Annotated in this window: 22 protein-coding genes; 8 read left to right on the top strand and 14 right to left on the bottom strand. The window is 62.7% G+C overall.

What is annotated here, in order from left to right; all coding sequences use genetic code 11:
- Positions 1-113: 113 nt before the first annotated feature.
- Positions 114-968, top strand: coding sequence for a helix-turn-helix domain-containing protein (locus AC1Z32_RS28920; protein ID WP_483482260.1), 855 nt, complete (start codon positions 114-116; stop codon positions 966-968).
- Positions 969-989: 21 nt separating this feature from the next.
- On the opposite strand, the gene AC1Z32_RS28915 is transcribed toward AC1Z32_RS28920, so the two are convergent.
- From AC1Z32_RS28915 to AC1Z32_RS28905, 3 genes are all read right to left on the bottom strand, one after another.
- Complete coding sequence (locus AC1Z32_RS28915; protein ID WP_483482259.1) at positions 990-2828, bottom strand: ATP-binding response regulator; 1839 nt, start codon at positions 2826-2828, stop codon at positions 990-992.
- A gap of 3 nt (positions 2829-2831) precedes the next feature.
- On the bottom strand, positions 2832-4469 hold the full coding sequence (locus AC1Z32_RS28910; RefSeq protein ID WP_483482258.1) for an ATP-binding domain-containing protein: 1638 nt from the start codon (positions 4467-4469) through the stop codon (positions 2832-2834).
- Between the two features lie 76 nt (positions 4470-4545).
- Positions 4546-5217: a glutathione S-transferase family protein gene (locus tag AC1Z32_RS28905; RefSeq protein ID WP_483483339.1), complete on the bottom strand. Its 672-nt coding sequence runs from the start codon at positions 5215-5217 to the stop codon at positions 4546-4548.
- Between the two features lie 156 nt (positions 5218-5373).
- Here AC1Z32_RS28905 and AC1Z32_RS28900 point away from each other — a divergent pair, with 156 nt between their 5' ends.
- The 3 genes from AC1Z32_RS28900 (at position 5374) to AC1Z32_RS28890 (ending at position 7886) form a co-directional block, all read left to right on the top strand.
- Complete coding sequence (locus AC1Z32_RS28900; protein ID WP_483482257.1) at positions 5374-5595, top strand: hypothetical protein; 222 nt, start codon at positions 5374-5376, stop codon at positions 5593-5595.
- Positions 5596-5857: 262 nt separating this feature from the next.
- Positions 5858-6007 (top strand): hypothetical protein, encoded by a 150-nt coding sequence (locus AC1Z32_RS28895; protein WP_483482256.1) that lies wholly within the window; start codon positions 5858-5860, stop codon positions 6005-6007.
- 613 nt (positions 6008-6620) lie between these two features.
- On the top strand, positions 6621-7886 hold the full coding sequence (locus AC1Z32_RS28890; RefSeq protein WP_483482255.1) for a hypothetical protein: 1266 nt from the start codon (positions 6621-6623) through the stop codon (positions 7884-7886).
- A gap of 190 nt (positions 7887-8076) precedes the next feature.
- Here AC1Z32_RS28890 and AC1Z32_RS28885 read toward each other — a convergent pair whose 3' ends face one another.
- The 5 genes from AC1Z32_RS28885 to AC1Z32_RS28865 all read right to left on the bottom strand — a co-directional run bounded on the left by AC1Z32_RS28885 (position 8077) and on the right by AC1Z32_RS28865 (position 11125).
- Positions 8077-9159, bottom strand: coding sequence for an acyltransferase family protein (locus AC1Z32_RS28885; RefSeq protein ID WP_483482254.1), 1083 nt, complete (start codon positions 9157-9159; stop codon positions 8077-8079).
- A gap of 228 nt (positions 9160-9387) precedes the next feature.
- Positions 9388-9966, bottom strand: coding sequence for a lysis system i-spanin subunit Rz (locus tag AC1Z32_RS28880; protein ID WP_483482253.1), 579 nt, complete (start codon positions 9964-9966; stop codon positions 9388-9390).
- Position 9967: 1 nt separating this feature from the next.
- Complete coding sequence (locus AC1Z32_RS28875) at positions 9968-10489, bottom strand: glycoside hydrolase family protein (protein ID WP_483482252.1); 522 nt, start codon at positions 10487-10489, stop codon at positions 9968-9970.
- A gap of 101 nt (positions 10490-10590) precedes the next feature.
- Positions 10591-10752, bottom strand: coding sequence for a hypothetical protein (locus AC1Z32_RS28870; protein WP_483482251.1), 162 nt, complete (start codon positions 10750-10752; stop codon positions 10591-10593).
- Between the two features lie 85 nt (positions 10753-10837).
- Positions 10838-11125: a hypothetical protein gene (locus tag AC1Z32_RS28865; RefSeq protein WP_483482250.1), complete on the bottom strand. Its 288-nt coding sequence runs from the start codon at positions 11123-11125 to the stop codon at positions 10838-10840.
- Between AC1Z32_RS28865 and AC1Z32_RS28860 the strand changes: the two genes are divergently transcribed.
- The 4 genes from AC1Z32_RS28860 to AC1Z32_RS28845 all read left to right on the top strand — a co-directional run bounded on the left by AC1Z32_RS28860 (position 11124) and on the right by AC1Z32_RS28845 (position 15710).
- Complete coding sequence (locus tag AC1Z32_RS28860) at positions 11124-12086, top strand: tyrosine-type recombinase/integrase (protein WP_483482249.1); 963 nt, start codon at positions 11124-11126, stop codon at positions 12084-12086. The genes AC1Z32_RS28865 and AC1Z32_RS28860 overlap by 2 nt on opposite strands.
- 466 nt (positions 12087-12552) lie before the next feature.
- Positions 12553-13668 (top strand): acyltransferase family protein, encoded by a 1116-nt coding sequence (locus AC1Z32_RS28855; protein WP_483482248.1) that lies wholly within the window; start codon positions 12553-12555, stop codon positions 13666-13668.
- A 203-nt stretch (positions 13669-13871) separates the two neighbouring features.
- Positions 13872-15314, top strand: coding sequence for a hypothetical protein (locus AC1Z32_RS28850; RefSeq protein WP_483482247.1), 1443 nt, complete (start codon positions 13872-13874; stop codon positions 15312-15314).
- A 225-nt stretch (positions 15315-15539) separates the two neighbouring features.
- Positions 15540-15710 carry a hypothetical protein gene (locus AC1Z32_RS28845; protein ID WP_483482246.1) on the top strand — a complete coding sequence of 57 codons (171 nt, stop codon included), beginning with the start codon at positions 15540-15542 and terminating at the stop codon, positions 15708-15710.
- Positions 15711-15762: 52 nt separating this feature from the next.
- Here the strand turns inward: AC1Z32_RS28845 and AC1Z32_RS28840 are convergent, their stop codons facing one another.
- The 6 genes from AC1Z32_RS28840 to AC1Z32_RS28815 form a co-directional block, all read right to left on the bottom strand.
- A complete protein-coding gene (locus tag AC1Z32_RS28840; RefSeq protein ID WP_483482245.1) occupies positions 15763-16173 on the bottom strand; it encodes a response regulator in 411 nt (136 codons plus the stop codon).
- Between the two features lie 350 nt (positions 16174-16523).
- Positions 16524-17279 carry a helix-turn-helix domain-containing protein gene (locus AC1Z32_RS28835; RefSeq protein WP_483483338.1) on the bottom strand — a complete coding sequence of 252 codons (756 nt, stop codon included), beginning with the start codon at positions 17277-17279 and terminating at the stop codon, positions 16524-16526.
- A 157-nt stretch (positions 17280-17436) separates the two neighbouring features.
- The gene (locus AC1Z32_RS28830; RefSeq protein ID WP_483482244.1) at positions 17437-18717 is read right to left on the bottom strand and encodes an FAD-dependent oxidoreductase; all 1281 of its coding nucleotides are present in this window, start codon (positions 18715-18717) and stop codon (positions 17437-17439) included.
- Entirely contained in the window at positions 18714-18962 is a 249-nt protein-coding gene (locus tag AC1Z32_RS28825; protein ID WP_483482243.1) for a (2Fe-2S)-binding protein, read from the bottom strand. Before AC1Z32_RS28825 ends, AC1Z32_RS28830 begins: the two co-directional genes overlap by 4 nt.
- Entirely contained in the window at positions 18955-20094 is a 1140-nt protein-coding gene (locus AC1Z32_RS28820) for an NAD(P)/FAD-dependent oxidoreductase (protein ID WP_483482242.1), read from the bottom strand. Before AC1Z32_RS28820 ends, AC1Z32_RS28825 begins: the two co-directional genes overlap by 8 nt.
- Positions 20091-21050 carry a 4-hydroxyproline epimerase gene (locus AC1Z32_RS28815; protein WP_483483337.1) on the bottom strand — a complete coding sequence of 320 codons (960 nt, stop codon included), beginning with the start codon at positions 21048-21050 and terminating at the stop codon, positions 20091-20093. The genes AC1Z32_RS28820 and AC1Z32_RS28815 overlap by 4 nt, the downstream gene beginning before the upstream one ends.
- Between the last annotated feature and the right edge of the window lie 178 nt (positions 21051-21228).

The following is a 21228-nucleotide window of genomic DNA, read 5'->3' as shown; positions in this document are numbered from 1 at the left end:
TTGAGTGCGCCGGGCTGCGCCATTTACAATATCGAAACCACTGCGCATGGGCCGCCCGGCCCGCGCCGGGCCGCGCCTTCCGCAGTTCCACTCTTACGCATCCCACTGGCTGAATGGTCACTGAAACGTCATCTTCGGAATCACTCGCCGTCGCGGAACGCGTGCGCGAACTCATGAGCCGACACGGCATCGGCAAGCGGCAGCAGACCGCCGAGCTGTGCCGCATTCTCGACCTGAGTTTTTCGCAGGGCCATCGCAAGCTGCGCGGCAACAGTCCGTGGACGCTCGCACAGATCCGCCGCGTGGCCGATGCCTTCGACGAGCCCGCGCTCCAGCTCTTCGATTCGATCAACACGCGCCCCGACGAAACCGAAGGCACCGCGCACGACGCCGTGCTCAAGCTCGGCTCGGTGGAGATTCCTTGCATGGCGTGGGTGGGCAACGCGCTCGAGGCGGGCAGCCGGCCGGATTTCATCGCGCAGAAGCTCAACAACCGCTGGATCGTCACCAAGCATGAGGGCGTGCTGCTGCAGGAAGCCAGCGACGTCCACAAGATCGAGATCCAGCCGCGCCGCCCCGACACCGACAAGCCGATCATCGCCGTGGTCGACGACGATCACGCCTCCGCCGACAACCTGCACGACTATCTCGAAGCCACCGGTTTTGCGGCGATGGCCTTCTACGGTCTCGACGCGTTTCGCGAAGCGCTGCAGACGCAGGTTTTCGATGCCGTCGTGATCGACTGGCTGTTCGGCATGCATACCTCGGCGGACGCGATCCGCGCGGTGCGCGAGTCGGACAATCCGGACGCGCCGGTCTTCGTTCTCACGGGCGAACTCACCACGGGCAAGGCGAGCGAATCGGAGATCAGCCAGGTCATCCGCGACTACAACGTGGCGTGTTTCGAGAAGCCGGCGCGGCTCGGCATACTCGTCGCGGATCTTTCGAAACGGCTGATGCGCAGCTAGCCGCCGGCGCTGGGCCGTTCGTCATGTCACACGCCGGCGCGCCGTCACCGCGCGGTGCACGGCGCCTTTCAGCACCTCGTAGCGCACCGGCTTCAGCAGGTAGTCGAAGAACAAAACCACCGCGCTCGGATCAACCAGCTCGGGCGCATACGCGCTCACCGCGATGATCGGCACGCTCGCCCCCGGCGCACTGCGCGCGCGGTACTCGTTCGCGAACGAGTAGCCGTCCTTGCCGGGCATGTGCAGGTCGGCGAGGATCACGTCGGCGTCGTTGGCGCGCAGCCACGCGAGCGCGCTATCGACATCTGGCAAGGCGACGGCGGAATAGCCCAGGTGCGTGAGCATCTCGCTCAGCGAATCGCGGATCGACTCGTGGTCGTCGATCACGAGCACCCGCGATTTGCGCAGGTCCGGTGCGCTGGCTTCCTGCTCGCCGCGCTCGGGCACCCGCGCCGCTGCAACCGCCGGCAGGCTCACGCGAAACGCCGCGCCCTGTCCCACTTCGCTCGACACCTCGATCCTCCCTCCGAGCAGATCGACGAGCCCGCGCACGACCGCGAGACCCATGCCCGCACCATCGAAACGCCGCGTGCTCGACGAATCGAGCTGGGTGAATTCCTGAAAGATGAGCGGCAATTGCTCGCGCGAAATGCCCGGGCCGGTGTCGATCACCGAAATGTCGAGGCGCTTTTCGGTGCGGGCGAAATGCACGTCGATGGAACCGGCTTCGGTGTACTTGATCGCGTTGGTCACGAGATTCGTCACGATCTGCCGCACGCGATGCGGATCGGACTCGATCGGACCGGGCTCGCCCGCGTAGTCGCCGCGCAATTCCAGCCCCTTTCCGCACGCGGCGGGCGCGTTCGCATCGACGATGGATTCCAGCAGCTCCCGCGGATCGAACACGGCCATGCGCAGTTCGAGCTTGCCCGCGCCGAGACGCGCGTAGTCGGTCAGATCGCGCATCTGCGCTTCCAGATGACGCGCGCCGGTTTCGAGACGCTGCATGATCCGGCGGTCCGCTTCGCCCCGTGTGTTCAGGCCGAGCAGCTCGACCGAAGAGACGATCGCGTGCAGCGGCGTGCGCAATTCATGGCTGATCATGCCGAGGAAGGTGTCTTTCGCGACGCCCGCCTCGCGCGCCACGCGCGTCGCCTGATGCTCGGCCGCGAGCGCGGCCCGCTGCTGCTCGATGAGCCGCGTGCGCCGGTAGCCGTTCAACAGCAGCAAGGCGGTCGCCGCCGCGGAGAGCAGCCCGAGCAGAATACCGCCGTAGATCAGATAGCGGCGCTTTGCCTCGAAGTCCCGCACGATCGCCTCGCGCTCGGCGACATCCATGAGCCGCCGCCCGCTCGCCAGTTCGGCTACGGCCGGCGCGTTCTGGCGCAGCACGCCGATCACGCGCAGTGTGTGCTGGCGCTCGCCCTGTAGCTGCTCGACGTGGAACTGGAGGGAATCGAGCGCGGTCTGCAGTTGCCGCATGATTTCGCGCTGCCGGTTCAGGAGCGCTTCGTTGCCGTGCGAAAGCCCTGAAGATTCCGACACCTGCGTGAGCCGGGCGCGCAGCAGGCGGTAGCTCGCACGCACGGCATCGGCGTCCTCGTCGATGCCGTTGCGGTAGAGCAGCACCTGATTCTGAAAACGCTCGTAGGCTATCTGAAGCTGGGCGGCATCCCAGTAGACGTCATAGGGCACGACGAGCCTGTGCGTCTCGCGCGCCAGCAGCCCCGAATACAGCATGTAGCCGACCGCGCCGATCGGCGGCGCCACCGCGAGCGCGATCAGCGCCGCATACCAGAGGCGGCGCAGGGGGCGCGCGGCGTGCGCGCGCAGCGACGGTTCGGTACTCGTGACAGCCATCCGCTACTGCCGCGCCTCGATGGCCCGGGCCGCGCGTCCGGATGCGACCACGATCAGCTTCATCGTCGCCCGTGTCGCGCCTACGAAGATCTTGCGGGCGGCCTGCTCGTCGAGCGCGTCGAAATCGACTTCCGTGAGGACGACGCACGGCGCCGACTGCCCCTTGAAGCGATAGATCGATTCGAGCAGCACATCGCCCTCGCGATACTCGGGGTTGCCGAAGAGATCGTAGGTGCCGGTGAAGGCGCGCAGCCGGTGCGGTCCAAGCTGATCGACCGCGGTGAGCGCCGAGCCCTCGCGGCCCCGGAACGACAGCAACGCGATGTCCTGCTTGCGAAAGCCGAGCGACAGCGCGTGCGTGATCGCGCGCTTGGTCGCCTCGATGATTTCGTCGGGATGCCCGTCGTCGTAGGTCGAGATGCTGACGTCGGAGCCGTCGAACGGGCTGCCCGCGTCGAGCCGCACCTCGGGCCCGACGATCTTGCGAATGAAGCCGAGCAGATCGCGCGGGCTGCGATAGTTCGTCGTTTCGCGCAGGATGGTCCATCCCGGCAGCGGCACCGGCTCGCGCAGATAGAGGTTCTGCATCGGGTCTTCGAGCCACCACCACGCGCCACCGGGGTTCAGCAGGCGTTCGAGCGCGTCGACCCACGCGGCCTGAAAATCCTGGCCTTCGTCGACGATCAGCACATCGGTCTTCCAGTGCTCGGGCACGGGCACCGCGGCGAAGCGCTCTTCGAGCGTCGTGAAGACGTTGGGCTGGCTGAAATCGGGCGGGCTGCCCGCATCGCGCGCGACGGCCGCGCTCAGTTGATGATAGTTCGCGATCTTCGCCTCTTTCGGCGCAATCGCGCGGATATGATCGGCGAGCGGCCGGTTGAAGCACACGTAGAGCACGCTCTTGCCTTGAGCCAGTGCGTCGCGCATCACGCGCACGGCGAGTTGCGTCTTGCCCGCGCCGGCGGTCGCGATCACGCGCAGGCGGAACGGCGCGAATTCGAGCCGGCGCGCCCAGGCCGCGAGTCCGCCCGACAGACGCGTGACGAGCGTGTTCGCCGCGCCGACGAGCGCGTTGGTATCGGGCGTGAGCGAGAGTTCATCCGCAAGAAAGTGATGGATGCGCGCCGCCGATTCGAAGCGCGGCTCATCGGGCGGCAGGATGTCGAGCACGACGCGCGCGAGCTGCGACTTGCGGCTCGCGTCGACGATGCGCGCGGGCGAGACGCCGGCGATCGCGGCATTCTTCACCGTGTAGTCGGGGCAATACAGCAGTTCCTCGATCCGGTACGTGCCCGCGCCGAACGCCGCCGTGAAGCGCCGATGCAGATTCTCCAGCGTGTGCGCGAGCTGGATGGCGACGTTGCGCTCCTTTTGCAGATACACCTTCACGAGCCCCGCGCCCGTTTCGCGCAGAAACCCGGCCTTCATCTCGATCATCAGCACGCGGCCCGACGGCGCGACCACGACGAAGTCCGCTTCGCCGAACACGGAGAAGCCTTCGTTGATGCGCGTCCAGTGCACGCCGTGATAGACCGTGTAGTCGTCGGGCAGCTTTTCGAGGAGCGCGAGCGTCTCGAGTTCGCGCGCCGCGGCGCCGGTCGCTTCGAGGTTCTTCCAGTCGTCGGGAACGATTCGGGCCATGCGTCGCCTTTCGCCAGTGGTTGCGTGCGACTCATTGTACGCAACGCGCCCGGCTTGCCCGCAGTCGGCCGAACGGCTAGGTGGCGTAGTCGTACCGTCCGCCGCGCTCCAGCGCGCGCTGGTAAGCGGGCCGCGCATGGATGCGCTCGAGAAACGCGCGGATATGCGGCAAGGATTTCGCGCCCGCGCGATGGCTGCCGGTTTCGAGCGGAAAGCTCATCTGCACGTCGGCGGCGCTGAACGTGTCGCCCGCGAACCACGGCGACTTCGCGAGCTCGGCATCGATATAGCCGAAGTGCAGCCGCAGTTGCGGATCGATGAAGCTGCTTTGCATCGTCTGCGCGATGCGCCGCGCGATCGGCTTTGCGAAGAACGGCATCTTCGCGCTTTCCAGGCGCCGCGCGACGAGCTTCAGCAAGAGCGGCGGCATTGCGGATCCTTCCGCGTAATGCATCCAGTAGTTGTAGCGCACGCGCGCCGGCGAAGCGCCCGGCGGCGGCGCGAAGCGCCCTTCGCCGTAGCGGTCGACGAGATATTCGATGATCGCGCCCGACTCCGCGAGGGTCAGCGCGCCATCGGTGATGACCGGCGACTTGCCGAGCGGATGCACCGCGCGCAACTCGGGCGGAGCGAGCATCGTGCGTGGGTCGCGCTGATAGTGCTTCAGCTCGTAGTCGATGCCGAGTTCCTCGAGCATCCACAGCACGCGCTGGGAGCGGGAGTTGTTGAGGTGATGGACGGTCAGCATGGCGACTCTCATGTTTTTGGCTCGGATGCCTTATGCAGCAAGGGTGCGGACGAACGGAAAAAGGCCGCTCCTAATATCCCGAGAGGCCGACTCCTAATATTTTCCGCGCCGCGATGCGCATCTCTGCATATACTGTCCAAACATACAGTATCACGGATGCAACGATGGGACTTGTTCCAGATCGAGGAAGGAGCGCACAACTGCCGCCGGTGCGAGCACTGGGGCGGCGATGTGGCGAATGGGAATCTCGCGCTATGCGTGCGCGGCGGCCATCAGCAAGTGACGGCCATGCCGGAGAATGGATGCGCGTTCTGGGTACGCGCGATCGGCGCGCATGAATTCGAAGGTCACGGTTCGGACGCCCACTTGACGGGCTAATCTCAACTTGCAATTTCGCAAGCGTTTTCCATACTGATTTCCGGTCGTGATGCATGGCGACCGCCCCTGCTGTTACGTCGCCCGTCCGCACGGCGGGCTTTTTCTGGGCAAGTCCCTCGTGAGCGGCGTGGCGAGATGCCTGGGAACGGATGTGTGTTGTGGGTGCGAGCGATCGGCGCCGACGATGCGGAGTCGCAAGCGAAGAGAAAATTACAATGACGGCGAATGTGGTGCCCGGTCTGCGCGCGCCGACTTGAGCGAGATGAGTTTCAGCCGGCTGTCGGCGACACGCCGGACGATGGACGTCGGCGATTGCGATTGCGATTGCGATTGCGATTGCGATTGCATCGTCAACGAGTATGACGACAAGTATGGGCGGCCCGACTGGGCCGATGCGGCCGAGCCATCGTGAAACCGCTCACGCCCGACCGCCGTCCTTCGGCGAGTTGCGTGCGTTTTGGGTGCAGCGGCCGCGCGAGCTCGCGACGGTGCGACGATTGATTCATAAAATTCAGCACGTCCGCCTGCATCTTTTGCAGATCGCCGCCCTGATGGAAGAGCACGATTGGAAGTTGCGCGGGTTACGCTTCGATAACCTCGCGATCGACACTCCGCCTTTTGGAAGGCCGACGCACTCGTGCTCGCCGAGATCCGGCGCGTCGGCACGATAGACGACGCGCCGCGGCAGCTGTCGCCCGGCACACGCCACGACGGATCAGAAGCTTCATCCGGCGGCAGAGAGAAAGTAAGTCAACGCCGATGCCGACGGACGGTGCGCGTTCTATGTACGCGTGAGCGGCGCGGATCAGAACGCGCCACCGCAACAAAGTACCGCATGTTGCTAACGGCCAAATGCGTCGAACCGTTACTGCAGCGGAGGCTGTGCATGGAGCCCGCGTTAGAAGTGGTCTGACCGCAAGGCGCTGGTTTTTCGCAATACGCGATGGCTTACGCCGCAACTTCTCGCGTTGTTCGTATACACTGCTCCGCTTCTCGTAACCCCGAACTTCGACTTTTTCGCTGTAATGGACAAAAACTTAAGTGCAACCCGATGCAACGCGGTCGAGGAACATAAACCTGCGGATCTTTCGGTGCGTCGTGACGCCGGTCTAGCGTTCTTCGTTGCAGTTCTTGTATTGCTCTTTCGAATGCCGGAAAGGTTACTGGGAGGCTACCTCTGGGCGGAAGACGTGACCGTCTTTATCAGACAGGGATACCAAATCGGCGCCCACGCGATCTTCCTGCCATATGCCGGATACCTTCACGTTATTCCAAGGCTAGTCGTCTTTGTGTACCGCGGGTTGCTAGGCGACGTTCCAAATATCCCGGTCGCGTTCGCTTGGTCTTGCGCATTTCTGACCGGGGTCGCCTGTTCCTATTTGTATCTAGTCGCAGTTCGATACTTGCCTCGGGCGGCTTCCTTCGCAATCGCGCTTGCCCCCGTGCTGCTGCCTCACACGGGAGAAAGCTGGCTCAACCTCACGAACCTTCAATGGACGCTTGGGCCTCTGCTCTTGGCGATGCTTTTGGACAACGTAGCCCGCGAAGACAGCGATCAGCTTGCCGGCCGCTGCCTTGTCGTCGCGCTTCTGGCGCTTACTGGCCCATTCAGCGCGCTGTTCCTGCCGATAGCGTTTATTGGTTTGTTTCTCGTTCGCGCGCGTGCTGATCATTTCCGACGTATTGTGCCATTCGCCATCGTTGTCATCGCTGGGCTACTACAGTTGGCTATGTACAAATTTGCCAACGATCGGCACGCTCAGCATTCGATTAGCGAATATATGCACTATCCGTGGATCAGCGCTTTCCTCAAAAATTTCGTGATGGAATCGCTCATAAGCGGGCAGATCATGGTTGCGATGGGCCATTTCATGTATGCGGCGCTGGCCATCACGGTGGTTACGTTGCTTTGCGTGCTATCGGTACCTGGGCGGTGGCGAGCAGCCAACATGGTTTTTCTGGCAGTAGCCGTTGGCCTGTGGATGCTGGGCGTGGTGAGAACGGACGCGCCCAGCGTGGACGTCGTCTGGTATCTGGACGGCGTGGCCCGCTACACATTCATGCCGATCATTCTGTGCATGTGGGCGCTGACAATCGCTTCCGTAAAAAGCCCGTTCTCAGCAGCGCGGTACGTCTGTCTGGGTCTTCTAGCACTTTTGATAACCAATGGTGCGACGAGGTTTCATGCCCCGACGATGCCTTCACAGATTACCGCTGGGCCGGACAACTCGTATTTGATTCAGGGCGCGCCGGGCGGCCCGTGGCAGGCGACGGTGCGATCGTCGCGCTAATCAGCGAATGCGGCGGCTTCAGCGAGGCCTAAGTATGCATTAGCGCCGGCCGCAAACGGCGCACCAAGCACGATAGGCGGCGCCGCTAGTTATTGGCGAACGCCTCATCGTTCTAGATTCAGCGCCTGACAGCGGCTACGGCGTCGACCCCGTCACCGCGACAGCAACAGCCACGACTCCACGAGCTTCGTTAGCTTGTCACCTCTTTCGTCACGGAACGGGGCCGTGAAGGAAGGCGCAGACGCATTATGGGCCTCTCGATTAAGAACCATGACGCTAGCGTGAATGCAAGTGAAATGATGAAGGTTCCAGAGATCATCGCCAGCTTCGGGTATGCGAGGCCGCCGAAGAATCCGAGAATCGGATCATGGCTGCCATACAACATTACGTGAATGACTGGGTAGTGCCAGAGATAGAAGCCGTATGAGACCCGGCCGAGTTTCGCAAGCGGCCACGCATCAAGCATGCGCGCCAGTACGGATTTCTGCGCAGAAACGACACGGGCTATAACGACACCGGCGGCGATTGAGGTAGCAACAAATCCAATCGGGCTTGCCGCTAATTTCATAAAGCCCTTGTCGACAAGCGTAATTCCGAGATACGCCGCACCGATCGGCCACAGATAGCCAATGCGTCGGACATGCTCGCGGTTCAGAGACGCGAGTATTGCGCCGTACATCATGCCGTCAGCGTGCGTGTCAAAGCCACAATAGATTCGCGCAAATGGAATATGGTGAAGCGTGAGCCATTCTCGCCATGCGAATATAGACGCGGCGAGCATACCCATGACGATGACGGATCGACGATACCCAAAGCCGAGCAGAAAGACGAGCAGGCATGGCCACACCAGATAAAACTGCTCCTCGATGGCGAGGGACCATGTGTGGCCTGTAAGGACGGCGTCATATGTGTTGAACGCCCTCACCCAATTCATCACATATAAAAGCGCCGGCAACACCTCAAGCGAGCCGCGCAGCGCTGGCTCAAACGACGATGTATATATAGCAACCGCTGCGAGCAACCCGAACAGAGCTGGATACAAGCGACGTGCGCGACGCCAATAAAACTTTCGAAAGCAGATTTTCCCGTTTCGAGCGTATTCTGCGGTAAGAAGACGAGTGATCAGAAATCCGCTCAGTACGAAAAACAAATCGACACCGACAAACCCGCCATTGATGTCAGTCAGGCCTGTGTGACCTATGAACACAGCCAGAACAGAAAGCGCGCGAAGCCCGTCGAGTCCATCAATCCAATTATTATTCGGTTCTTTCATCGCCGCAAACGCCGCACAACACGGCTGCCATCATAAGTGAACATGATTGTAACAGCTTGAAAGAAAAGGAAATAGCGGCTTCGTAAGACGATGGTGTCTGCCGCATAGCAAAATGTCGAGCATATATTTTGGAGGCGGCTTCGCCGTAGCTATGTTTAGTTGGACTCGTCCCGGCCCAGCGGCTCTGGCTTCCCAATTTCGGAGCAGCCCGCATGTAATGCGTCTTTGTTACTCCTTCGCGGTGGTCGTGAGGCTACAGGCGCCCGCGATCACTCCCTGCTGCTGGAGGATGCAGACGTAGTGCTGGAGGTAGTCGGCTTTTGCGCGGGCGTCGCCGTCGGCATCGTCGAGGATCCCGAAAAGAGCTGATCCAAACGCTGGTGATAGCTCGGCGTAGCCACCGGCACCATCGCCCACGCTGCTGGCGCTTGCGCTTGAACCTGTGGCGTTGCCACCGCTTGCGGGGGTGTAGGCGGTAACTGCGACGCGCAGCCGGCGAGCACCGTCAGCGATAGCAGCGCAATTCTTCGCATTGTCGGCTTCATGGGAGGCCCTCTCCTGATTGATCTGAGTGTCGAGCGCGGCAAGCTGCTCGGCCGCCTCGTTTTGCTTCGAGATCGCCGCGCGTGCGGCGCTCGCCGCAGCATCCGAAACCGCCTTCAGCTTCAAAGCATTGGTTTCGTTGTCGCGAGCGTGGGCGGCCTGCTCGGTCTCGAGCTTCGTGCTGTCGACGGTGTGCAGAGCAGCGCCGCCGATCGCGATGCCGATTGCACCCGCGATGATTCCAGTGATGAGATATGGAGACATTTCAGTTTCCGATGCAGGCATTCATCTCGAGGCGGCGACGCGTCACAATGCCAGCGCACCGATTCGCCGCTACCGCACAGTCCTTACCGGCGACGAACCGCCACTTGATGAACTCCGAACACGCGCCGGGAAAGTCCCGCGCAATGTAGCGTCGACTCAGCGTCGAGCCCTTGTAGTTCGGCACGCCGATGTTGTCAGCGAGATCCACGACGGCGACCTTCTGCCCGTCCGTCAGAGAGTCGAAGCCGGGTGTGATGTCACGCACGGCCGATGCATAGCCCGCGAGACTGCCTCCGAGCATCGATTTGCACTCGGGCAACGTGTACGCGCGCATTTCGACGTTCGTCTCGCCGAAGCAGACCGTCTGGATGTTGTTTGCCAGGCGATCGTTATATGGCTTGAGCGAGACGCCCTCCTGCGACGCGGTGAGCGCGACGAGCGCGGCGGCCGCAGCTGCTCCCACCGTTGCCGCGAGTGTCTTCTTCCCGGGCCGCTTACTCGGCAGCTGCGCTTGCGTTGCCATCGGCCGCCTCAGTCGTTGTCGTTTTCGGTGCCGTCGTCGTGTAGCGCGCGGCGATGATGGCAAGACAGCCGACGGCAATCGCGATCGCGAGTCGCCAGCTATCAGGCAGAAGCGACTTCACTTCGTCGGGCATACCGGTCCATGCCGCTTGCTTCAATGAAAGGAGAGGCGGCGCAAATAGCGCCAAGCGCGGCCGCGATGATGGTCGACGAGTACGTGTGCACCTTGGCCGCGTCATCGACCAGGCGAAGCTTGAGGTTCATAGCGCCTCTGAAAAGAAAAACCCGGCGCGCGGCCGGGTCGTGTCGGGAAACTGTTTCCGTTATCGATATGTCGATAACGATCGGGTCATCGTCTGCTGCCGGCCCATGGAGCCGATGGCACGACAGCCGTCGGGTGCGTTGCGGTGTCGAGTTTCTTCTCGGTGGCCTTCGCCGTGTTCGCCGCTTCCGCAGCGCTTGCAGTGGCGACGGCTACCTTCTGCTCTACCACTTCGGTTTTCTTCGCTGCTTCTACCGCTGCCGCGGCGGCCGCGCGCGTCTGCTTGAGCATCGTCGCCGTGCGCGCGTCATTGACCTTTGCCCGGTCGCCGAGAAAGCGCAGCGTGTATGCCGCGAGCTCGTGCGTATCGGCCATGCTCGAGCGACTCGTCGTGGAGCGGAGGAAGTATGAAGCGCCGGCCGGCGTGGGCGACGCTGGCCCGCTCATCGATCGCTACATCGCGGAGAAGGGCCCCGAGCTCAAGTCGGAGAAGAGTTGGTCGAAGACCGGGCGATACGCCCGCAACGTTCTGCGTGACGCCAACGTCGCCGACGTCGAGCCAGGCGACATCAGCGATGTTCTCGACCTGTGGGACGGAAAGCCGACGATGCAACACCACATCCGGTCGTTCCTGTCCGGCTTCTTCTACTGGTGCGTCAAGAAGCGCTTCACGAAGGCGAACCCAGTGCGTGACGTCAAGATCAAGTCGCCGAAGCGGCGGAAGGTCTATATCACGGACGCGCACTTCGTCGCCATCCGTGCGGCGCTCGCGAGCTTCACCTACGAGCGCGCAGATGGGAAGACGGTCGTCGGGCGCAACTCGGCGGGCGCGATGATGCAGTGCTTCGTCGACCTCTGCTACCTCACGGCGCAGCGCTCGACCGAGATCCGCACGCTCAAGTGGTCGCAGATCGACCGCGCTGCCGGCGTCATCCACTTCCTACCCAGCAAGACAGAAGACAGCAGCGGCGCGGCCGTCGATTTCGCCATCACGCCCGAAATCGATGCCGTGCTCGTGCGCATCCGCGAGATCGACGGACGCCCGCGCATCGGCGACGCGAACGTCATTCACAACCGCAAGTTCGAGCCGTACAGCCCAACGGCATTTCTCCCCGCATGGGATCGCGCAATGAAGCGCATCGGCATGGGAGACATGCCGTACACGATCAAGGACATCCGTGCGAAGGCGCTGACCGACGCGAAACGCGCCGGCTACGACATCAAGGACCTGATGGTCGCCGCCGCTCACACCCGAGAGCAGACGACGCACATCTACGTCAAACAGCGCGAGATTCCGGTGAGCCACGTTCACCTGAAAATGCCGAAGTCAGCCTAAGCCACTCCTATTAAATCGGTGACCGCTTCTCGCAAAGCCTTGTGCTGTGCTGCGCGTTTATTGAGCAATTAGTTAGGAATCGACTTTCTGTCGTCCTTATCCATCAACCGTTGCAGCACGGTCAACAATTCTGATGGACGGTCAGCATGGCGCGTTTCGCGTTTGTGGCGCGGAGCCCTTACGCGTCCGGGTTGACGCCTCCGTGAAAAAGGCCGCTCTCATCTGCAAATAGGCCGTTTCCATAAACTTATGGCGATTGCGCGACGCCCGCGCTGAAGCCGCCCTTGAGTGCTAAGAGGGCTGCATGGTCCGCCCACGAGAGCATGTTCGCGCCGCTACCACCGGAGTAGGGCGAGAGTTTTTCCCTTGCCGTTCAAACTACGGGCAATAAAAACCGCCCAAAGGCTGCTGGTAAAATCGCACGAAATTTTACTGCTAGCATCAAAGACGGCCGACGAGGATTGACATGAAAGCGAATGAAAAAAGCAAGAACACCGACATAGAGTGCTTGCGCGCGATCGCGATCATCCTGGTCATGATGCAACACTATCGGAATCGGCTGCCGACGCCACTCTTCTACTACCGGATGTTCGACCATATCCAGCCATGGACAGGCGTCGATCTTTTTCTTGCAATCTCCGGCTATCTCGTCTGTAAGACACTTCTCGAACATTTGAAGCGTGAACCGATCGCCATCGCATTGCCGAATTTCTGGAGGCGTCGCGCAGCCCGTTTGTTGCCCGCGTTTGTGTTCTGGGCGGCCGTCTCTATATGCGTGGCATCAGTTATCTCCGATGTTCCGATACAAGGACTGATCGATTCATTGAAAGGAGCAATCGTTGGTCTGATTGGAATCGCCAACATCTATTGGACATTGTGCGCACAGCACGGCTTCACATGTGTGCACCACGATTACAACAGTCACTTCTGGTCCCTAGCCCTCGAGTGGCAGCTATATGGGCTACTTGCCGCTTCCGTTACGCTCTTCAATATAAGAATAGCGATTTGCCTAATGTCGGTTTGTGCTGTTGTTGCATCATGCTTTCCTGCTCCAAACGGTTCTTGGGTTTGGTCCCTGCGGCCACAGGCATTTGTTCTTGGAAGCCTGATACACATCGCATTAAGAAGTCATCGAGGCGGCAGGTTGGTTGGCTTAATGAGTGTCACCTCGATGAAGCGTATCACTCTTGCAGCCGGAGTAACTATTGTCGTTGTTGCGCCAGTGGCAGCGCGTGAGCCGTTCGTTATCCCCTTAGTGAGCGTTGGCGCCGCCGTCTCACTATTGTCGGCATTGGGATACGGAGCTACATATCCATCATTTTTATCCATGGCGCTCCAATGGATCGGCGCGCGATCCTATTCGATCTATCTATGCCATCTTTCAGTAATCTATGCGCTGCGCAAAGCATTGCTTGTAGAAACAGGCTTCACGAATCCATCGTCATCGCAACTCTTCGTCATTGCATCGGTCTGCTACGTTGCATTGACGATAATCGCGGCGGACCTTAGCTATAGGTTCATAGAGAGGCCTGCAATCCGTCTGCTGTCGCCCTCAAATCCTATCTCTCAGAGGTCGACTTAGAAAAGCCCGCGCGCTGTCCATATCGACTCCGATCATGACGAGCGTCTCGCACCATGTCCTATCGCTACGTCGAATGGTCATTGCGAACACCGAATCGCAATCGGAATACACAAAAACGAGCGGTCTCGGAAATTGGTTCCTGAGACGTACCGGAGCAGCAATAATAGGCCGCACCGTCCTGAGCGGAACGAAAGGAGAAGAAGTTGGGTAGTGTTTGCAAGACCGAACCTGTTGAAAAAGTGCTCTTTTATGTGAGCGCGGCAATCTCCGCATTGGTGCTTGCCGCGTACGTGACGATCATCAGCCGCTCGTACTTCTTTCAGGACGATTTCCTGTTCTGGCCGCAGTATTCGTCGCTCGATTTTTCAGCGCTTTTTGATCCCGCAACCAACTTCGGGCGCCCGGTTACGCGCGACCTTTACTTCTACGTGATTTCGCACGTCTTGGGAGCGGATAGCAGCAATTTCTTTTACGTTAATCTGGCGGTCATCGCGGGAGTTTGCGCAGTCATTTACTGGTTGCTCCGAGAATTTGGAGTCGGCCCGTACATCGCTGGCGCTGCTGCCGCCGTCTACTTCTACATGACGCCAACCGTTCCGCACGCGGCATGGATTTCTAATTCGCAACACACGTTTGCTCACCTGTTCGCGTTCTGGTTCATTCTATCGATGGTGAGAAAAATCAATGCGGGAAAATCAGCGATGATCGGTCCAACGATCATTTATCTGCTGGCCGTTTTCTCGAATGTTCTCTCGCTTTTCGCCGTAGTGTTTGTTGGCATATATCTGAGTCTCCGCCATCGTGAAGCGCCGGTGAAGCGCTTCTTCCCGTTGATTGCATTTCTTGCTGTGCTTGCCGTTGTCACCGTGGCGTGGTCGCTCGCGATCTCGCATAGCGCTCCCGTCAAATACAGAGTGGACCTATCAGCCGAGCATGCTCTTCTGGGAGCGAAATACTACGACGGCTTTCTCAGAGAGGGAATGCTGGGTTGGTCGTATCGCTTGCTGTTCGCCGCGATGATCGGCCTGACCATCATCAACCTGAGGCGTAATTATTTGCTGGTTCTGCCACTGGCCGGCGCCTTTGCGTCGGCTTTCGGAATGCTTTTTTTCCTGAGCGACAAGCGGGTGCTTGGCTATATGGCCGTTCCGTACATCCTGTTCGCGCTGCTCTTATTCAGCAACTTTTCGGCGAGCACTTTCCGACCGCGCGAAAGACGATCCTGGGCCCTGCTGGCACTGTCCTTTTGCTTCGTGTTCTACTCGCTGGAGAATGGCACGACACAACGCAATAGCTTCATGTCGTCGCCGTTCGGGTCAGGAATCAGGGAAATGCAAGCTGCGATTCGAGACGTCCGCATATCAAGGGACACCACGTTTTGCTTCGCCCCTGATACTCCGACGGCGAATCCTGGTCCGGCTTCGTTCTGGACATTTCTGGAGGCTGGACGCGCGTTCTGGCTCGTCGACTTTGGCGACACCTACGCACGTCAATTCCTTTATTACACCGACCCGAAATGCTCGTCGGCGGACGTCGTCCATGTGACCGTAAAGCAGCGCAACGCTACCCTCTTCGTAACTCACATCGAAGGCCCGGCTAGCGCTTCAGATCCACAATCACAGGGAACGTCGCTGCATTCGCAATGACAGCCTCTTTCCGGCATGCCATCAGCATCGTTTTGACCCGTAAGGTTGCCGGAAAGTCGATCTCCGACTGATTTCTCATTAGCAGGCAGCACGGCACAAGGCCGATGCTGCCCGCGGTATGCCGCTTGCATGGCGAATGTGTGCGCGCCCCGACGCCGAAAGGATCCGCCCCTTTCACGAAGGCCGCACAACCATTACCAGCACACAACGTAAAAGGAGAAATCGATGACGCTGATCATTTATCTCGTCGGCTGGCTGATTCTTATCGGGGGCGTGTCGTGGGCGCTCGTCGCGCTGCACGTCGCGCAGCATACGATCCTCATCGTCGCCGTGATCCTGCTGGGGATCGCCGTCATCACGGGGGCCACGCGGGCGCGCAACCGCGACCGGTCGTAGGTCGTAAGCCGCGGGCCGCCTTCAGCGGCGGCCCCGAAACCCTCGCGCCGCTTCAGGTCACCACACGTGCGCCGGCCGCATCCTTGATCAGCGTGACGAGTTCGTCGGGATGAACCGGCTTCGTCATGAAATGCTGGAAACCCTCGCCGATGCTGCGTAATCGGTACTCGTCGCCGTCGTGTCCCGTCAGCGCGATCGCCACGGAAGGCGGCAGGTTTCCACGTATTTCGTGATCGCGCAAACGTTGGATGAGATAAAAACCGTCCATCTCGGGTAGGTCGAGATCGCAGATCACCGCATCGGGAAGGTGTTCGATCGCCGCTTGCGCGCCGTCTTCGGCATCGGCCACGGCGATGACTTCCGCACCTTCTTCTTCCAGCAACATCTGCAGTGATGCCCTGCTCTCCGGATCGTCTTCGATCAGCACGATCCGCATATGCCCCAGTCTTGCCACTTCGTTCATGATGTTCTTTTCTACTGCCAAAAACGGAATTCTCGCGGCGGTCTCCACCTCTCGCCGCCGCGCGCGCTGATGCGCGCATTGATTGACACGAAAACGCGGCGGGAATTCCGAACGCACCGTTATTTATGCCGCGTGTGCGCCGGTGCGGAACGCCTCGCGGTTTTGGCAGCGCCGGCGCGCAAAGTCTGCCCGGTCGCAGTGTGCGTGTTGGAGCAAAAATCGGACCGAGCTCGAACGCATGGCCATGAACGCCACGTCGCGCGGACATTGCGGCCAGCGCATCCCGCGAAAACCCGCCCCACGTGCGCACGGCCGTGTAATTCCGGGACGAGCCGTACCCCGATTTCCCGTCAGACGTTTGCCTCACGAGCAGAATCGGCGCGCGATGCGCCCGATGTTCCCGTCTGCAGGAGCAACCGATACTCGCTCGGCGTGATGCCCACCGTGGCCTTGAACTGGCGCGTGAAGGCGCTGTGATCGGTGTAGCCGCAGAGCGCGGCGACATCGGTGACTTTCTCATCCGACATGAGCAGCGCGGTGGCGGCGTCGAGCCTCGTCTTCAGCAGAACCTGACGCGGCGTAAGATGAAAGACCTTGTGAAAGTAGCGCTCCAGTTGCGCGATCGACATGTTCGCCATCTGCGCGAGCTGCCGCATGTTGAGCGGCTGCACGTAGTTTTCCTGGATATGCTGCACGACCGCCGCAAGCCGGCTGTATGCCGGATGCGTGCCTTCGGCCGCCTGCAAGTCGCGCGATATGCCCGCGAGCCCCACGATATTTCCGTGATCATCGTGCAGCGGCTGCTTGCAGGTCATGCACCAGCCCGGCTCGCGCCCCGGATAGAGATGCAGTTCGAGCTGATCGATCAGCTGATGTCCCTGCGCGATGATCGCCTGGTCCTGCGCCGTGTAGACGCGCCCGAAGCGCCGGGGGAACACGTCCTCCGCGGTCTTGCCGAGGAGCGCCGATTTGTCGTCCTTGTGACCGCAGCGTCGCGCGAGCGTGCGGTTGACCATCGCGTAGCGCGCGTCGCGGTCTTTCACGAAGAAGACGATGTCGGGCATCGCGTCGAACACCGGCGCGAGCAGCGCGAAATGCGCGAGCATGTCGGAAAGCGTCGATGCCGGAGGGTGCGCGATCGGCGCCGGGTTCGTCGTGAGGCCTGTCGTGCTCGTCATGCGTGATGGTGTCGGTTGCGCTGGAAGAAATCAGGCGACCGATTATAGGAGCGCGCCCGCGCGGACAAAATTGGCGCTGGCCCCACTATGAAACGGGCGATCCGGCGTCATCGCGCGCGGCGATCAGCGTGTCGATACGCACCGGCACGAACGGCGGACGCGCCACCGCGCGCGGCCAGCCGAAGTAGACCGACGCCGCCTCGCCGCAGATGCGCCCCTGGCACGGTCCCATGCCGCACCGCGTCTGCAGCTTGGCGTCGCGCCAGTCCGCATGCGCTGCGACTTCGCCGATCGACACGTCCTCGCAGCGGCACAGCAAGGTGTCCGATGCCGGCATTGCGCGCGCATCGGCGCCGAGTTCGAATGCGCGCGCGACGCGCCGGGCGAATGCGCGCCAGCGATCGCGCTCGCGCACGAGACGCGCGAATCGGGCGTCGGCGGGCAGGCCGAGCGCCGCATGCGCCGCGAGCGCGCCCTCGACGCTCGCCAGTTCCATGCCGCCGATGCCGGTGCATTCGCCCGCCGCGTAGACGTCTTCGAGCGACGTGCGCTGCGCATCATCGGCGCGAATCGCGCCATCGCGCTCGTCGATCGAACAGCCGAGCGCGAGCGCCAGCGTCGCGTTCGGCACGAGCCCGTAGCCGCACGCGATGCGGTCCACATCGATCGCTGTCTCTCGCTCACGCGCGCGAATCGTGACCGCCTCCACGCGTGCGCCGCCATGCGCCTTCACGATGACGCTGCCCATCCGATAACCCGCGACGCCGAGCCCGATGGCCTGCGCGAGCTTGCCCGGCGTGAGCGCAAGCGACGCGACGAACCGCGCGACGCGCGCGAGCGGCGCCTGTTCGACGACCGCGACGACATGCGCTCCGTGACGGCGCGCGGTATCGGCGGCGGCGAGCAGCAGCGGCCCGCTCCCCGCGACGACGATGCGCTCGCCACGCACCGGCATCCCGCCCTTGACGAGCGCCTGCAGGCCGCCCGCGCCCGTCACGCCGGGCAGGGTCCAGCCTTCGAACGGCAAGAGCCGCTCGCGGGCGCCGGTTGCCAGAATCAGCTTCGAATATTCGAGCGCGACGGGCGCGCCGTCGCGTTCGAGCAGGAGCCGTTTCGCGCCCGCCGCGGCGGCGACTTTCGTCACGTTCATGACGACGAGGTTCGCGTATGCGCGCGTGTCGTCGAGCCATCGGCTCAAGGGCGCGACGGGCGCGAGCGCCGGGCCTTGCCGCCAGATTTGCCCGCCCGGGCGCGGATTGTCGTCGACGAGCGCGACCCGCGCGCCGGCACGCGCGGCGACGTGCGCCGCCCGCAGCCCCGCCGGTCCCGCGCCGACGATCGCGATATCCGCGTGCTCGATCTTCATCGCGTCGTCCTGATCGAAAGGCCGTCGCGGCAAAGCGTCTGACAGCCGAGCACATGCGCGCGGCCATCGACGGTCACGCGGCACTCTTGGCACACGCCCATGCCGCACAGCGCGGCGCGCGGCTCGCTCGTGACGGAGCGCCGCGTCGCGCCGACGCCGCGCAGCGCGAGCGCCGCCGCGACCGTCGTGAACGGCGGCACGGTGAACGCTTCACCGTCGATGAATACGCGTACTGGCTCATCCATCGGCGTGCTCCGTGGCGAAACGTTGCGGGGAGAAGGCGTTCGGATCGGGCATGTCGAATGGCATCGGCTCGCCGAGCATCTGCGCGGCGATGACCTTCGCGGTGCCGAGCGAGGTCGTCACGCCGAGCCCTTCGTGACCCGCCGCGAGCCACAGCCGGTCGCCCGCGTGACGCGCGGGGCCGATCAGCGGCAGGCCGTCGGGCGTGGCCGCGCGAAAGCCCGTCCACGCGCGGATCGCGTTGAGCGCGCCGATGCCCGGCAGATAGCGCGCCGCGCGGGCGAGCATCGCGGCGAGGACGTTGGTCTCGACAGCGGGATCGAGCGTGCCGAACTGCCGCGACGAGCCGATCAAAACCTGCCCCGTCGGACGCGGCTGCGCATTGAACGCCACCGATGTGCCGCGCGCGTGATGCGCGCTCTTGATGTAGCCGAGCTCCAGCACCTGATGGCGGATCGTGCCGGGATACCGGTCGGTGATGAGCAGATGTCCCTTCTTCGCTTCGACCGGCACGCCCGCGATCAGATCCGGCACCGCGAGCCCGTTGGCGACGACGATATGCGAAGCCGTGCGCCGCTCGCCGTTCGCAAGCGTGACGCTCGCGTGCGTGCCATCCGCGTCGACGGCGCGGACCGCGCAGCCCGTCGATACGCGTATGCGCGCCGAACTCGTCACAAGCCACTGCGCCGCGGCGGGCGCGTACACGATGGCGTCGCCGTCGATCAGCAGGCCGCCTTGCATCGCGTGACTGACCGCCGGCTCCGCCTCACGCAGCGCGGCCGCGTCGAGCATGTGCGCGCGCACGCCGGCTGTCGCGAAACCGTCGCGCATGATGCGGGCGGCGTCGAGTTCCTCTTCGTCTTCGGCGATCCAGAGCGTGCCGCAGCGCGAGAACGCATCGCGCTCGCGCAGTCGCGGCGCGAGCGCGAGCCACAGTTCGCGCGACGCACGCGCCAGCGCAAATTCGGCGGGCGAATCGTTCATCACGACGATATGGCCCATGCCCGCCGCCGTCGCGCCGCCGCCGATGCCGCGCGCGTCGAGCACATCGACCGTCAGGCCGCGCGCGGCAAGCTCCGCCGCGCACGCCGCGCCGACGATGCCCGCGCCGACGACGATCACATCGGCCTTCATGCCCGCGCGCCGGGCTCGATGCCTCGCATGAACGGATCGCGCTCGTCGAACACGAGCCGCCCTTCGCCCATGACGTGCGCGTAGCCTGTGATCGTCGGGACGAGCGCGTCGCCGTCGGTCGCGTAGCTGCCCTCGAACACGCTGCCGATGATGCTCTCCTGACGCCACACGCCGCCCGGCGCGAGCACGCCGTCCGCCGCGAGGCAGGCGAGCTTCGCGCTGGTGCCGGTGCCGCACGGCGAGCGGTCGTACGCGCTGCCGGGACACAGCACGAAATTGCGGCTGTCGACGCCCGCGACGGGTGAATCCGCGAAGAGCTCGATATGGTCGATGAAAGCGCCATCGGCGCCGGTGATGCCTTGCGCGTGCAACGCATCGCGGATCGCGTCGGTGAACGCGGTCAGCGCCGGAATGCGCGCGGGCCCGAGTTCGTGGCCGTGGTCCGCGACGAGGAAGAACCAGTTGCCGCCCCACGCGACATCGCCCGTGAGCGGACCGTGACCTGGAACATCGACCGTTACCGCACGCCGATGCCGGTACGCCGGCACGTTGCGCACGCTGACGCTGCCATTGGCGTTGAGCGTGGCGTCGACGGGACCGACGGGTGTGTCGATGCGATGCCGCCCCGGCGCAATCCTGCCCGCGTAGGCAAGCGACGCGACGAGCCCGATCGTGCCGTGCCCGCACATGCCGAGATAGCCGACGTTGTTGAAGAAGATGACGCCCGCCGCCGCGGCCGGATCGTCTGGCTCGCACAGCAGCGCGCCCACCATCACGTCGGAGCCGCGCGGCTCGGTGACGATCGCGCGGCGCCAGTCGTCGAAGCGCGCGCGGAAGGTGTCGAGACGCTGCGCGAGCGTGCCGTTGCCCAGATCCGGGCCGCCCGCGATCACGAGGCGCGTCGGTTCGCCGCCCGTGTGCGAGTCGATGATGTCGATGGTTTTCATGCCGCCTATCGTAGAAATGCACGCGGTGGCCGTCTTGACGCGGCTGGATCGTTTTGATGACGAAATCGGCATAACGCGGCATGTTCCCGACACGTGCCGCGGGCCGTGCGTTCACCGCGAAACGGCTATGCCGAAATCGGCACGCGGCGCGCGCGAAACGCGCAAGACGCCCGATTTTTCGGTGCTT

It is taken from the genome of Caballeronia sp. 11_S32, assembly GCF_056930355.1.
Note: the sequence above shows the minus strand (reverse complement) of the source record. Positions and strands in the feature narration are given on the sequence as shown.

Coding starts and splice junctions, on each gene's coding strand:
- AC1Z32_RS28920 (WP_483482260.1), top strand. CDS start 114: ATGGTCACTGAAACGTCATCTTCGGAATCACTCGCCGTCGCGGAACGC.
- AC1Z32_RS28915 (WP_483482259.1), bottom strand. CDS start 2,828: ATGGCTGTCACGAGTACCGAACCGTCGCTGCGCGCGCACGCCGCGCGC.
- AC1Z32_RS28910 (WP_483482258.1), bottom strand. CDS start 4,469: ATGGCCCGAATCGTTCCCGACGACTGGAAGAACCTCGAAGCGACCGGC.
- AC1Z32_RS28905 (WP_483483339.1), bottom strand. CDS start 5,217: ATGCTGACCGTCCATCACCTCAACAACTCCCGCTCCCAGCGCGTGCTG.
- AC1Z32_RS28900 (WP_483482257.1), top strand. CDS start 5,374: ATGCAACGATGGGACTTGTTCCAGATCGAGGAAGGAGCGCACAACTGC.
- AC1Z32_RS28895 (WP_483482256.1), top strand. CDS start 5,858: ATGAGTTTCAGCCGGCTGTCGGCGACACGCCGGACGATGGACGTCGGC.
- AC1Z32_RS28890 (WP_483482255.1), top strand. CDS start 6,621: ATGGACAAAAACTTAAGTGCAACCCGATGCAACGCGGTCGAGGAACAT.
- AC1Z32_RS28885 (WP_483482254.1), bottom strand. CDS start 9,159: ATGAAAGAACCGAATAATAATTGGATTGATGGACTCGACGGGCTTCGC.
- AC1Z32_RS28880 (WP_483482253.1), bottom strand. CDS start 9,966: ATGTCTCCATATCTCATCACTGGAATCATCGCGGGTGCAATCGGCATC.
- AC1Z32_RS28875 (WP_483482252.1), bottom strand. CDS start 10,489: ATGGCAACGCAAGCGCAGCTGCCGAGTAAGCGGCCCGGGAAGAAGACA.
- AC1Z32_RS28870 (WP_483482251.1), bottom strand. CDS start 10,752: ATGAACCTCAAGCTTCGCCTGGTCGATGACGCGGCCAAGGTGCACACG.
- AC1Z32_RS28860 (WP_483482249.1), top strand. CDS start 11,124: ATGCTCGAGCGACTCGTCGTGGAGCGGAGGAAGTATGAAGCGCCGGCC.
- AC1Z32_RS28865 (WP_483482250.1), bottom strand. CDS start 11,125: ATGGCCGATACGCACGAGCTCGCGGCATACACGCTGCGCTTTCTCGGC.
- AC1Z32_RS28855 (WP_483482248.1), top strand. CDS start 12,553: ATGAAAGCGAATGAAAAAAGCAAGAACACCGACATAGAGTGCTTGCGC.
- AC1Z32_RS28845 (WP_483482246.1), top strand. CDS start 15,540: ATGACGCTGATCATTTATCTCGTCGGCTGGCTGATTCTTATCGGGGGC.
- AC1Z32_RS28840 (WP_483482245.1), bottom strand. CDS start 16,173: ATGAACGAAGTGGCAAGACTGGGGCATATGCGGATCGTGCTGATCGAA.
- AC1Z32_RS28835 (WP_483483338.1), bottom strand. CDS start 17,279: ATGCTCGCGCATTTCGCGCTGCTCGCGCCGGTGTTCGACGCGATGCCC.
- AC1Z32_RS28830 (WP_483482244.1), bottom strand. CDS start 18,717: ATGAAGATCGAGCACGCGGATATCGCGATCGTCGGCGCGGGACCGGCG.
- AC1Z32_RS28825 (WP_483482243.1), bottom strand. CDS start 18,962: ATGGATGAGCCAGTACGCGTATTCATCGACGGTGAAGCGTTCACCGTG.
- AC1Z32_RS28820 (WP_483482242.1), bottom strand. CDS start 20,094: ATGAAGGCCGATGTGATCGTCGTCGGCGCGGGCATCGTCGGCGCGGCG.